The 12,784-nt window shown below is 47.2% G+C and carries 11 protein-coding genes; all 11 read right to left on the bottom strand.

All coding sequences use genetic code 11. The features are described from left to right. Positions 1-9: 9 nt before the first annotated feature. Positions 10-1,086 carry an NADH-quinone oxidoreductase subunit NuoH gene (gene nuoH, locus ISX59_RS12645; protein WP_122141635.1) on the bottom strand — a complete coding sequence of 359 codons (1,077 nt, stop codon included), beginning with the start codon at positions 1,084-1,086 and terminating at the stop codon, positions 10-12. A 35-nt stretch (positions 1,087-1,121) separates the two neighbouring features. Continuing rightward, complete coding sequence (locus ISX59_RS12650) at positions 1,122-2,714, bottom strand: NADH-quinone oxidoreductase subunit D (protein ID WP_032540834.1); 1,593 nt, start codon at positions 2,712-2,714, stop codon at positions 1,122-1,124. 38 nt (positions 2,715-2,752) lie between these two features. Further along, the gene (locus ISX59_RS12655) at positions 2,753-3,343 is read right to left on the bottom strand and encodes an NADH-quinone oxidoreductase subunit B (protein ID WP_032531159.1); all 591 of its coding nucleotides are present in this window, start codon (positions 3,341-3,343) and stop codon (positions 2,753-2,755) included. Then, positions 3,334-3,684 carry an NADH-quinone oxidoreductase subunit A gene (locus ISX59_RS12660; protein WP_005775585.1) on the bottom strand — a complete coding sequence of 117 codons (351 nt, stop codon included), beginning with the start codon at positions 3,682-3,684 and terminating at the stop codon, positions 3,334-3,336. Before ISX59_RS12660 ends, ISX59_RS12655 begins: the two co-directional genes overlap by 10 nt. 150 nt (positions 3,685-3,834) lie before the next feature. Then, positions 3,835-4,212 (bottom strand): hypothetical protein, encoded by a 378-nt coding sequence (locus tag ISX59_RS12665; RefSeq protein ID WP_005775587.1) that lies wholly within the window; start codon positions 4,210-4,212, stop codon positions 3,835-3,837. Positions 4,213-4,345: 133 nt separating this feature from the next. Then, a complete protein-coding gene (locus ISX59_RS12670) occupies positions 4,346-5,797 on the bottom strand; it encodes a TrkH family potassium uptake protein (RefSeq protein WP_005775588.1) in 1,452 nt (483 codons plus the stop codon). Between the two features lie 4 nt (positions 5,798-5,801). Further along, complete coding sequence (trkA, locus tag ISX59_RS12675) at positions 5,802-7,142, bottom strand: Trk system potassium transporter TrkA (RefSeq protein ID WP_005775589.1); 1,341 nt, start codon at positions 7,140-7,142, stop codon at positions 5,802-5,804. A gap of 40 nt (positions 7,143-7,182) precedes the next feature. After that, on the bottom strand, positions 7,183-9,129 hold the full coding sequence (gene dxs / locus ISX59_RS12680; protein WP_044300167.1) for a 1-deoxy-D-xylulose-5-phosphate synthase: 1,947 nt from the start codon (positions 9,127-9,129) through the stop codon (positions 7,183-7,185). Between the two features lie 650 nt (positions 9,130-9,779). After that, entirely contained in the window at positions 9,780-11,120 is a 1,341-nt protein-coding gene (locus tag ISX59_RS12685) for an alpha/beta fold hydrolase (RefSeq protein WP_005818455.1), read from the bottom strand. Continuing rightward, on the bottom strand, positions 11,117-11,413 hold the full coding sequence (locus tag ISX59_RS12690; protein ID WP_032531193.1) for a hypothetical protein: 297 nt from the start codon (positions 11,411-11,413) through the stop codon (positions 11,117-11,119). The genes ISX59_RS12685 and ISX59_RS12690 overlap by 4 nt, the downstream gene beginning before the upstream one ends. A 170-nt stretch (positions 11,414-11,583) precedes the next feature. After that, positions 11,584-12,717, bottom strand: a complete 1,134-nt coding sequence (locus tag ISX59_RS12695) for an acyltransferase family protein (protein ID WP_005775597.1) — start codon at positions 12,715-12,717, stop codon at positions 11,584-11,586. Between the last annotated feature and the right edge of the window lie 67 nt (positions 12,718-12,784).

A 12,784-nucleotide genomic window follows, 5' to 3' on the forward strand; every position in this document is an offset into this window, starting at 1 on the left:
TCCTCCGGGTTAGAAGTGCAGTCCGAAGACTACGATTAATACCATGATTACCAGATTGACCATCGAAATGGGCACCAGATATTTCCATTCCAGATTCAATATCTGATCAATGCGCAGACGTGGAAAAGTCCACTTGATCCACATCAGCAGGAATACCACGAAGAATGCCTTGCCAAAGAACCAGATGAAGCCCGGGATGTAATCCATTACGGCATTGAATCCGTCCAGACCGACGATATGCAACGGCATCCAGCCTCCGAGGAAGATGGTGGAAGCTACGGCGGCTACGATAAACATATTCAGGTATTCGGCCAGGTAGAAGAATCCGAAGTGCATACCCGAATATTCGGTATGGTAGCCCGCTGTCAACTCACTTTCCGCTTCGGGAAGGTCGAACGGGCCGCGGTTACATTCTGCGTTTCCGGCTATCAGGTAGATAATGAAGGCGATCACCGCCGGGATGTGTCCCTTGAATATAAACCATCCGTTGGCCTGGCTCTCTACGATTTCAGAGAACTGCATGGTACCCATCAGTACCACCATCGTCAGGATACTGAGTCCCACGGACAGTTCGTAACTGATGATCTGTGCACCGCTTCGCATGGCACCGATCAGTGAGAACTTGTTGTTCGAGCCCCATCCGGCCAGCAAGATACCTACCACACCGATGCTCGAAGCCGCCAACAGGAAGAATACACCCACGTTGAAGTCCAGCACTTCCAGCCCCTTGCTGATGGGCAGGCAGGAGAAGGTGAGAAACGAAGCGATAATCACCATGAACGGAGCCAGGTTATAGAGGAATTTATCCGAGTGTTTCAGCTCGATGATTTCTTTGGTCATCATCTTAAGCACGTCACAGAGCACCTGGATGCTTCCCCACTTTCCTACACGGTTCGGTCCCAGACGGCACTGGAAGAAACCGCACACCTTACGCTCCATATAAATAAGGAGAATGGCAAGTATGGCGTACAGGGCCACAATGCACACCCCGATTACGACACATTCAATGAATACAGCCAGCCCCTCCGGCATGACGGAGGTCAGCGTCTGGTGTATCCAGCTTGTTATTATACTAAAGTCAAACATATGCTATATTTACGATTAGACGATTTACTATTTACTTATCTGTCGATATCCGGCACCACATAGTCCAGCGTTCCGCCAATGGCGATCAGGTCGGCAATCTTGGCTCCCCGGCAGATGGTATCGACAGCCGAAACCAACGGCAGTCCCGTCGAACGGTAATGCAGGCGGTAGGGGGTCTTGTCTCCGTGGCTCTCGAGGAATACCCCGAATTCACCTCGGCTGCCTTCGACAGCAGTGTAGTAACTTCCCTCCGGCACCCGGATGATAGGTTTCATCTTCTCCTGTATCGGTCCTTCCGGAATGTTGTCTATCAACTGTTCGATGATGTTCAGACTTTCCATAATTTCATCCATACGTACCATGTAGCGGGCAAAAGAGTCACCTTCGGTGTAAACGATCTCTTTAAAATCTACTTTGTCATATACACCATAAGGCATACGTTTGCGCACATCGCATGCCCATCCGCTGGCACGGCCTGTACCACCGGTGCATCCGAAGGAAATAGCATCTTCGCGGCTCAGTACGCCTACACCTTTCAGGCGTTGCCGGGCAATGACGTTGCCGGTAAATACGTCGTGATATTCGTGAATGATGCCACGCATGTAGGGGATGAATTTTTTCACTCTCGGGATGAAGTTCGGGTGTAGATCCGCTTGTACCCCACCAATAGTATTATAGTTCATAATCAGACGTCCGCCACAGGTCTCTTCGAACATGTCCAGAATCATCTCACGGTCACGGAAACCGTAGAAGAAAGCGGTCAGTGCTCCCAAGTCCATCGCGAGGCACGAATAGAACAGCAGGTGGGAGTCGATACGCTGAAGTTCGTCCATAATGGTACGGATGTACTTCACACGTTCGCTGACTTCGATTCCCATTGCTTTTTCGATGCACATGCAAAGGGCATGGCGGTTCTGGTGTGCTCCTAAATAATCGAGCCGGTCGGTCAGTGCAAGGGTTTGCGGGTAGGTGAGGCTTTCGTTCATCTTCTCGATTCCCCGGTGGATGTAGCCGCAGTTGGCATCGAGTTTCCTGATGGTTTCGCCTTCAAGCGATACGCGGAAACGCATTACTCCGTGGGTGGCCGGGTGTTGTGGTCCGATATTGACTACATATTCACGGTCATCAAAGATGACATTCTCCTGGGTTTGGTAAGTTCCGTCCGGGTTCAGTTCTATTTCCTGCGTGGTGTCATAGGTCTCTTCATTGTCCATACGCAACGGGTTATCCTTTTCCGGATTATTATCTTTACGCATCGGATATCCTACCCAGTCGTTACGCAGATAAAGGCGCCTCATGTCGGGATGTCCGATGAATACAATGCCATAATAGTCGAATACTTCACGTTCGTTGAAGTCGGCCGCTTTCCAGATGTCACTGACGGAAGGGATTTCCGGAGTTTCGCGGTTATCTGTGGATGTTTTTACAGCGATGCGTTCGCCGGTTACGCTCGATTCCAGATGGTAGACTACTCCAAGTCCCCGGGTTACGTTCGGTGCGTCGCCTTCCTCTGCCACTCCCCAGTCCATGCCTGTCAGGCTTTCGAGAAAGTCCATCTGCTTTTCGTTACGCAGACGCAGCATCTCGTCGTGTAGTGCTGCGGGTTCTATGTATTTTATTTCTTCCATATTTTAATGATTAATGCGAATCTGTGATGCATCTGGGTTTATTCCTTCTCAGGCTTCTTCTCTTTCCGGTTTACTCCTCCGAAGAATTTTTCTATCTTCACTTTGCGTTGCAGTTGCATCATGCCGTAATAGAATGCTTCGGGACGGGGCGGACATCCGGGAATGTATACATCGACCGGAAGAATCTTGTCTACTCCGTTTACCACATGATAGGACTTGCGGAACGGACCGCCGCTCACTGCACATCCTCCTACGGCAATCACATATTTGGGATCTGCCATCTGATCATACAGGCGCTTCAGTACCGGGGCCATTTTATTGGTGATGGTTCCGCATACCATAATCATGTCGGCCTGTCGCGGGCTGGCACGGGCTACTTCAAACCCGAAGCGGGCCATGTCATAACGTGCGGCACCCAGTGCCATGAATTCGATACCGCAACAGCTGGTTGCGAAAGTAAGCGGCCACAGCGAGTTACTGCGTCCCCAGTTGATAAGATCGTCAAGCACTCCCACGAAGACGTTGGCTCCGCCTTCATTGAGTTCTTTGACCATCTTTTCCAACGATTCGTTATCGATGAAGTCTTCATAGGGGATAGACTTTATTTTGGGCTTTTTCATTATTTCCATTCCAGTGCTCCTTTCTTCCAGGCATAGGCAAGGCCCAGAACCAACACAACTAAAAAGAAGAGAATACTAATTAATCCTTGGGGTCCCAGATCGCGGGCAATCACTGCCCAGGGAAACAGGAATACCGTTTCGACGTCGAACATCAGAAACAGGATAGCAAACAGGTAGTAACCTACGCGGAACTGCATCCATGATTTACCGCGTGTAGGGATACCACATTCATACGCTTCGAACTTTTGTGCATTATACGATCGTGGTGAGATAGCGTTTGAAAGGGCTATCACCACACCGACAAAGGCAATTGCGGTCAGCAGAACGACAACTAACAATGTAAAATTCATAATCCAATAGTATGTTTAGATTGAATAATCTGAAAGATGCAATAAATCGTCACACCTCTGAGTGACAACTGATTGAGAAAGGGTTGATAGCTACAGGACACAAGTGAATCTGTTCACAAATGGCATCGCTGTTCGTAGCTTGTAGCTTTCCTAAATAATGATTTTCCTTAATCCGTAGACATAGTAGGTCAGTGGATCCGACGGATTGTATGTATGTGAATAGATTGAATGATCTGATAAGGGATTATTTCTCATTCTGTATTTATGGAAGACCGTTTCGGGACGGATAAAGCTTTTATCCGTTGGTACATGAGAAATATCTGCATGACCCATTTCGCAGGGCATGATGGTACAATAAAAATGGAATCGCTCCAGAATGTTCCGGTTTGCAGGAGCGGCTTGTGAAATAAAACATTCGTCCTGATCCGGATCTTCTATTATATAAGAGGTATTTGCCGCCTTCATCGTTACCGAATGAAGCAGCACGGCAAGCGCTATCAGTATATAATATTTTAAGCTTTGTTTCATTTCTATTCCTTAAACGGTTGCAAATATAGAATTTAATTTCATCTCTTTTGCAAACTCCATGTGACAAAAAAGGTTTTTTAATAAATCATATATTGTTCTATATTATACAACAAATGAGGTTATCCTCTTGTTTCTAATTCCTTTTCCAAAAATCTGAACTGAATAAAAGCAGTACGGTAAACAGCTCGAGACGTCCCAGCAACATGAGGAATGACAACAACCATTTTGCCAGTTCGGGAAGTCCGTTCCATGAATAAGCGGGGCCGCAGCTACCCAGTCCGGGACCCATATTGCCGATACTTGAAATCACCGTACCGATGGATTCGGTAAAGCCTACTCCCATTGCCATCATCAATAGTACACTGATGATGATGATAACGGCATATAGAAACGAGAAGGCCAGTACCGTCGAGAGTATGGAAGGGGAGATGACCTGTTTGTTCACCCGGACCGGGAGCACTGCATTCGGGTGTACGATGTGTTTAAACTCATTCCGTGATACCTTGGTGAGAATCACCATCCGGATGCATTTCATACCACCTGTGGTACTTCCGGCACAGGCACCTATCAACATAATGACAGTCAGGGTTCCCCAGAGTACAGGTACCCATTGCATATAGTCGGCCGTTACAAATCCGGTGGAAGTATGAAGCGAAGCTACCTGGAAGAAAGCTTTACGGAATGATTCTTCTGCGCCCATTGAAGTAGTACGGTAAAGTACCGCTGCGATGAATCCGGTAAAGATAATCACTGACATGACGTACCATTTCAGCTCGGCATTCTGGGATACCTTCTTCAGCTTGCCGGTAAATAATAATAGAAGCAGCGTAAAGTTGATTCCGGACAGGAACATAAAAATGCCTATTACATATTCTATATAAGGTGAGTTGTAGTAAGCTATGCTGTCTTGTTTAGTGGAATAGCCTCCTGTACCTGTGGTGGCGAACGAATGGCAGATACTGTCAAACAATCCCATGCCGCCGAATAACAACAGAATTACTTCGATGGCTGTCAGTCCGGCATAAATCGTCCATATCCATTTGGCCGTCACGCCGATACGGGGGTGCACTTTATCGTAAGTCGGTCCGCTCGATTCGGCTGCGAAAAGCTGTACGCCGCTCACTCCGAAAATGGGCAGTACGGCAATGGTAAAAAAGACAATACCCAGTCCGCCTATCCATTGTGTCATGCTTCGCCAGAAAAGGAGTCCGTGGGGCAGTGCCTCTATGTCGTCAAGAATGGTGGCTCCGGTACTGCTGAATCCTGACATTGTCTCAAAGAAGGCGTTGGTAATGCTTGGTATGTAATGGCTAAGGTAGAACGGGAGCATTCCGAAGAGGGAGAATACGACCCATGCCACACTGACAATGACATATCCGTCGCGTCGGTTGAGTTGTTTTTCAGCTCCTTTTCCGACGGCAAGCAGGAGGATACCGACCAGAGTGGTCAATCCTGCCGACAATAGGAAACTGTTCAGGTCGTCTTCACCGTAAATCAGCGAAACGCCCGCACAGCAGAGTAACAGGGCGGTCTCTATCAGCAAGAGAAAACCTGTAATGCGGTATATCATTTTGGAGTTTATCATACCATCAATTAAAGTACTTTTCTATCTTCTTGATCATCATGCTCAGGCAGAATACGACGACGTGGTCGCCTGCCTGGATAAGGGTGTCGCCCGTAACCAGTACACCTTCACCATTGCGGATCAGGCCGCCGATGGTAGTCCCCTTGGGCAGTCCCAGGTCTTTCACTTTGTTTTTGGTGATTTTTGCGTTTTCGGGTACAGTGAATTCCGCTACGTCCGCATTGGCAAAGGTCAGGCATTTCACGTTCGACACGTCCGCATCCAACATCATCTGGTAGATGTGGCTGGCAGCAATCATTTTCTTGTTGATTACCGTACCGATATCCAGACTTTCGGCCATACCGATGTAGTCGATATTTTCGACTTCGGCCACAGTTTTGCTCACTCCCATGCGTTTGGCGGCAAGGCAGGCCAGGATGTTTGTTTCCGAGTTGCCGGTCAAGGCTACGAAAGCTTCCGTATTCTTTAGCCCTTCTTCGATGAGCAAGTCCATGTCCCGTCCGTCTCCGTTGATGATCATTGTCTTGTCATCCAGTAATTCCGTCAGGCGATTGCAACGGTTAATATCATTATCTACGATTTTCACTTGCATGTAATCCGGTACATACTGCGCCGTACGGACGGCAATGCGGCTGCCACCCATGATCATGACGTTGCGTACATCGGCATATTCTTCCTTTCCGGCTATTTTCCGGATGTAAGGGATGTATTTCCGGGTTGTGGTGAAGTAAACGATATCGTGTAACTTGATGGTATCGTCTCCCCGGGGAATGATGGTTTCAGTACCTCGTTTGATGGCTACCACGTGGTAGGGGATGTCCGGTGCACCCAGCTCGGCCAGTGTAACGTCCAGTATCTCCGCTTTTTCACGCATCTTTGTACCGATCAGGATCAGTGAGCCTCCGCAGAATTCCCACCATTGGCGTACCCAACTCATGCGCATGGACGATACGATCTCCTTGGCAGCCAGCATCTCCGGGTAAATCAGTGAGTCGACGCCCAATTTCTGGAAAAACTCTTTGTTCTTCGGCAACAAGTACTCGTAGTTGTCGATGCGGGCTACTGTCTTTTCGGCTCCCAGATTGGTGGCAAGCATACATGCTGTCATGTTCCGGCTCTCGTCGGGGGTGACGGCTATAAAGAGATCTGCCTCTTTGATGCCTACCTCTTTCAGGCCGGAGATGGATGAAGGAGAGGCCGTGACAGTCATCAGGTCAAAGTTCGAACTGAGTGTGCTTAGTTTTTCTTCGTCGTCATCCATCAGGATAATATCCTGTTTCTCGCGTGAGAGTAATTTAGCCAAGTGTGTGCCTACAGCTCCGGCACCAGCAATAATTATCTTCATTTTGATTGCAAATTGCGGTTCTATTGCGTATTCTCGGAGATTAAGAATGGGCAGTCATGCAACTTTCCACAGGAGCGTCCATCCGTAATTCGTTTTTAGTAATTGCCTTGTAAATGCCTTCTTCATCCATCCCGCACAAGTGATAGAGTTGCTGTACCGATCCGTGTTCAATAAACTTGTCCGGTACACCGATACGCCTGATTTCGGGATAATATCCGTTGTCGGCCATGAACTCCAGTACGGCACATCCCATACCGCCTTTTATAATGCCGTCTTCCACTGTTATGACGTGGCGGAACTTTTTACCTACTTCGTGCAGTAACTCTTCATCGAGCGGCTTAAGGAAACGCAGGTCATAATGTGCCACAGAAATACCTGTTTCGGCTTCGGCACGTTCGATGGCACGGGCAGCCAACTTGCCGATAGGACCAATCGTGATTACCGCCAGATCATCTCCGTCCTTCAGTTTGCGTCCTTTTCCTACGGGAATCTCTTCCAGCGGGCATTCCCAATCTACGAGTGAACCCCGTCCACGAGGGTAGCGGATGGCGAAAGGTCCTTTGTCGGGCAATTGGGCGGTATACATCAGGCGGCGTAACTCGTGCTCGTCCATTGGTGACGAGATGGTCAGGTTGGGTATAGGGCGCAGATAGGCCATATCGAACACACCGTGGTGTGTCGGTCCGTCTTCACCTACCAGTCCGGCGCGGTCGAGGCAGAACACTACGTTCAGTTTTTGTATCGCTACGTCGTGAATGATATTATCGTATGCCCGTTGCATGAACGATGAATAGATGTTGCAGAAAGGTAACAGGCCGTCTTTGGCCATACCTCCTGAGAAAGTTACGGCATGTCCTTCGGCGATGCCTACGTCGAAAGCGCGGTCCGGCATGCGGTCCATCAGTATGTTCATTGAGCAACCGCTTGGCATGGCGGGAGTAACCCCCATAATCAGTTTATTCTTTTCTGCAAGTTCCGCCAGTGTATGACCGAACACATCCTGGAAAAGCGGTGGCATTCCGTCTGTATTGGCTACAATCCGTTTTCCCGTTACAGGGTCAAATTTACCCGGAGCATGCCATATGGTGGCCTGTTTCTCTGCCGGACCGAATCCTTTTCCTTTGATGGTGTGTAGATGCAGGATTTTGGGTCCCTGCATATCTTTGATGTCATGCAGGATGCGGGCTATGTTCTTTACGTCGTGCCCGTCGATAGGGCCGAAGTAACGGATATTCATTCCCTCGAAAATGTTCTGTTGCTGGGCTGCCAGTGACTTCAGGCTGTTGCCCAGCCGTATCAGGGCTTTCCGGCGCTCTTCGTTGAGCAGACCCATTTTAAACAACAACCGTGATGTCTTGAAACGCAACTGATTGTAGCGGTTCGAGGTAGTGAGGTTAAATAAGTATTGTTTCATGCCACCTACACTGCGGTCGATGGCCATATCGTTATCGTTGAGTATAATCAGCAGATTGTTTGCGGTAGACGAAGCATTGTTCAGACCTTCGAAAGCCAGTCCGCCGCTCATGGATCCATCGCCGATTACCGCTACTACATGGCGGTCCCGTTCTCCCTTTCGTTCAGCTGCCACTGCCATGCCGAGCGCTGCCGAGATGGAGTTGGAGGCATGTCCGCAAGTGAATGTATCATATTCGCTTTCTTCGGGTGAGGGAAAAGGGCGGATTCCGCCCAGTTTACGGTTGGTAGAGAAGGCTTCCCGTCGTCCGGTCAGTATTTTATGTCCATAAGCCTGATGACCTACATCCCATACAATACGGTCGTAAGGAGTATTGTACACATAATGCAGTGCTACGGTCAGTTCCACTACACCGAGGCTGGCCGCGAAGTGTCCCGGGTTGCACGATAGTTCCTTGATGATGTCTTGCCTCAATTCATCGCATACCTCCGGCAGCTGATCTACACTGAGTTGGCGCAGGTCTTCGGGGTAATTGATAGTGTTTAGCAAGCTATATGTTGGTTTATTCTTCATGATTCGGGCAAATTTAAATGCAAATTTAGTAAAAGAAAGCGGAAGGAGCATCTTTTTGATTGGAAATTTAATAGGTAAGGGCGGAAAGAGAGGCGGACCGATAAACTTGCGGATGGTGGGATGGTTTATAATGTGGTATCTTCTTTTGTTAACATTGTTAATGCTATTTCAAAAATGTTTTCTTCCTGTTTGCATAGAACAAGTGTTTTGCATTTAAAAGGCTTGTTCTTTGCAGACAAAAGACTTGTTTTAACATAATGTTAAATCAAACCTTTTGCTTACTAAAGAATGAAAGTCTTGAAATTGTTGATATCGAGAGGGATAATACGTTCCTTCGTTTTTCTGTACTCTGATTTATCCGCTTGAAATTATAGACGATACTTGTCAAAGTCACAATGATATTAAGGCTTTGCTAACGGACACCGGTTTTGTGTTGCAATGTTGCACCGGGGGCTCTGAATCCGGTTTAAAATGATTGGAGGGTTGTCCTGCAAGAATGAGGCATAGAGGTACTTATACGGATAAACGAAACATCCTTGTTTCTACTATCATCTGTTTCTGAAAGAATGGTGAGATGATTATTCATTCCCCTATTCCTGATTAGCCACTGTATGTGCGTGATATGCGGGTGATACAGAGGAATCCGGTAACTATCGTTTTGGGGGGTGGTTGATGAAAGCTGCGATGTCATCCATTACATAAGCGGGAATAGGGGCGGGACGGCTGTATTCAAGGGGGACTGACTTACCTTCTCCTTCCTGGAATAAATGATTGAGTCGGGGATAGGTTTTAAACATTGCCTTGGGATTCCCTGCCAGAGCTGTGTGCCATAAATCGAAATCATGCATGGTGACCTGGTAATCACGTTCGCCTTGAAGGACGAGTATGGGGAGAGCCAGTTTGCGAACTACTTCCAAAGGCTTATATTGATTGGCAAATGCCCAGTAAGCGTGTGGAAGATTCATGGGTAAAGGAATGGTGATATCGAACGTATCTGTATCCAGCTTTTTCACATTGTCCACTTGTTTTTGTAACTGAGCTATGTCTTTTTGAATATCGTTTGTGGATGGGAGTGCAGAGGCGAGATATTTTACTTGACTTATGAACAGATCTTCAAGCGGACGGGCGGCGCCTGCGAGTAAAATAATTCCTGCCGGAGTTTTATCGCTACATTGGGCGATGCGGGGAGCCAGAGTTCCCCCCAGACTATGTCCGAGGATGTAAATTCGTCCGGGATCTATAGTCGGTATTGATTCGGCAAGCTTTACTGCCGAAAGGGCGTCATCTACTGATTCTTCATCGAAAGTAATTTCTTTGCCCGCAGGCGCGCTATCGGCTCCATACACTTTGGTGCGCTTATCGTAACGGATCACGGCTATTCCGCGCTCGGCCAATCCGTACGCTAAGTCCCGGAAAGGTTTGTTGACTCCTACCGTTTCGTCGCGGTCGTTGGGACCCGAGCCATGTACTAAAATGACTACCGGCAGGTTTTTGCCGTTTTTAGGAAGAGTCAGTGTGCCGGGAAGCTTAAAGCTTCCCGTACAAATTTGTATGTCTGTTTCTTTTATTTTATCTTGTACCGATGCTGTCGGGGGAGTGGCATTTGTAGCCGGAACAGGTACGAAACGAATGGTATTCACCTTTCCGTCCGGATTGAATGCTGTGAGAAAACGTAGTGGAATACGTTCGAATTTAGCGTCGCAGTAATAAATAGTCATACCGTTTATTTGTTCGTTTTTCCACTCTCCGTGCGACTGGTACTTACCTACTTGTTGTTCCAATTGCTTGAATAGTCCGTTCAGCATTTCAACGGAAAGCATTTTCCGGATGTTATCGTCCAGATGCACATACACACTGTCTCCTTTACCTGCAATCAGTCGGTCGAGCAGTTCGGATGCCTGTTGCATACGATCCTGTGCTTGCAATACAGGGGTTGCCGCCAGCAGTAGCCATAACAGGCACATCCCTTTGAATAGATTGTTTTTTATCATAACTTGTTTATTAAGAAATCTCCGATAAAAAATAGAGTTCCGAAGAAAAAGATTCCGTAAATCAGCAAGGAGACAGAAGTCAGCCAACGGGGTTGTTTCCGCTCTCCGGCGGCACGGATACGTGCGAACGTACTGAACAAACATTCGGCGGCGGCAAACAGAACTATCAGATAGATGATCAGGTCGGTCCACGATTGCAGCCAAAGATCTTTGAGGTTACCTATCAGGCATACCAGTATCACGATGACTACAAAATATGAAATACGCATTAAGTCAGTTTTCTTTGATCCCATAGGCATCTCCTTTCCTTTTTTAAGTTCATATTCTTCCCTTTGGGTTGCTATTTCACAAACTTAAAATATTTTCTTTGAAAAAGAAGTTTTCCGAACTGATTCCGTATCCCTGTTAACAAATATTATGATAGCGGTGTCGGCCTGTCAACGAAGTTATTGTCCTTAGTTCTCTATACTCTCAAAAAGATGGAGCGTTGGTAGAGCAGCCATAAGATGACATATACGATAGATATGCTGACTAAAGAAATTAATACAGGATAGTAGGCACCCATATAAGGTTCGAGCCCATAAAACAGTGAATTTCCTATGCATCGGAAATCGAAGATGCAATCCAGCAAGTAGGCGAGGATAGAGTTCATTCCATATACTTTCAGCAGCGTCAGGTGAGAGCGGTGTTGTTTATAATCGATCCAGTAATAAAACAGTCCCATCAGCAGGAAGCAATAACCACTGCTGACCAGTACCATCGAACTGGTCCATATGGTTTTGATAACTGGAAATACGAGTCCCCATGTCCAGCCTGCGAGAACCATGCCTGCACCGATGCCAAAGTACAACCGAAGCTTATGTTTACCTTCTGTTGCATCTTTGGCAATGTAACCGGCAAACAATCCGGTCATTACAGTGACTATAAAATTCAGGCTGCTCAGTATCCATGTATAATAGTAACCTTCAGCAAAAATGATGGTTCCGTTTTCTACGGAAGCTCCGTCCCGGAAACGTCCCAATACAGTCCGGTCGATCCATTCTGCCAGATTACCTTCGGGAGTATAATTGCCACCTCCGTAGCCATCGATGCTGATGAACTTCATGGCAGCCCAATAAATGAGTAGCAATGCAACGCAGAGAACGATTTGAGTTTTTCTGCCGGTATAGAGAAACAATAAGGCAGCAGCAATATATCCCGTAGCGATGGATTGCAGAGTGTTTGTATACAGATACAGATGATCGGGATCAAAAGACAATAGGTTACCTTGGCACATCATGCCGAAAATCCAGAGTAACAGTACTCGCTTGCATAACCGATAGATCAGTTTACTCTTGTCTGCCTCCCCTTTGAATCGGGATAGAGCGAATGGGATAGAGATTCCGGACATGAAAAGAAATAAGGGCATGATTAAATCCCACGGGGAAAAGCCGATCCAGTCGACGTGTCGCAGGCACCAGTTTACTCCATCCAGATGGGGAGAGTCTATGGCTCTGACTAAAGTTCTTAACAAGGGGCCTAATGCCACCAGAAAAAAGAGGTCCAGTCCTCTTAAAGCGTCCAATGATTCTAATCGTTGTCTTATCGGCTGTTTCATACAGATGTGTTTTTAAAGCATCAGAATAAATAGATAGTTACTAATAAATACGTGTATAAGAGCCTTA

Source organism: Bacteroides sp. FSHCM14E1 (assembly GCF_019633785.1).
Taxonomy (GTDB): Bacteria; Bacteroidota; Bacteroidia; order Bacteroidales; family Bacteroidaceae; genus Bacteroides; species Bacteroides hominis.

What these genes read in the sequence shown, in the direction of transcription:
- ISX59_RS12670 (WP_005775588.1), bottom strand. Translation starts at nt 5,797, where the DNA reads ATGATAAACTCCAAAATGATATACCGCATTACAGGTTTTCTCTTGCTG.
- dxs (WP_044300167.1), bottom strand. Translation starts at nt 9,129, where the DNA reads ATGAAGAATAAACCAACATATAGCTTGCTAAACACTATCAATTACCCC.
- ISX59_RS12685 (WP_005818455.1), bottom strand. Translation starts at nt 11,120, where the DNA reads ATGATAAAAAACAATCTATTCAAAGGGATGTGCCTGTTATGGCTACTG.
- ISX59_RS12655 (WP_032531159.1), bottom strand. Translation starts at nt 3,343, where the DNA reads ATGGAAATAATGAAAAAGCCCAAAATAAAGTCTATCCCCTATGAAGAC.
- ISX59_RS12665 (WP_005775587.1), bottom strand. Translation starts at nt 4,212, where the DNA reads ATGAAACAAAGCTTAAAATATTATATACTGATAGCGCTTGCCGTGCTG.
- nuoH (WP_122141635.1), bottom strand. Translation starts at nt 1,086, where the DNA reads ATGTTTGACTTTAGTATAATAACAAGCTGGATACACCAGACGCTGACC.
- ISX59_RS12650 (WP_032540834.1), bottom strand. Translation starts at nt 2,714, where the DNA reads ATGGAAGAAATAAAATACATAGAACCCGCAGCACTACACGACGAGATG.
- ISX59_RS12660 (WP_005775585.1), bottom strand. Translation starts at nt 3,684, where the DNA reads ATGAATTTTACATTGTTAGTTGTCGTTCTGCTGACCGCAATTGCCTTT.
- trkA (WP_005775589.1), bottom strand. Translation starts at nt 7,142, where the DNA reads ATGAAGATAATTATTGCTGGTGCCGGAGCTGTAGGCACACACTTGGCT.
- ISX59_RS12695 (WP_005775597.1), bottom strand. Translation starts at nt 12,717, where the DNA reads ATGAAACAGCCGATAAGACAACGATTAGAATCATTGGACGCTTTAAGA.
- ISX59_RS12690 (WP_032531193.1), bottom strand. Translation starts at nt 11,413, where the DNA reads ATGGGATCAAAGAAAACTGACTTAATGCGTATTTCATATTTTGTAGTC.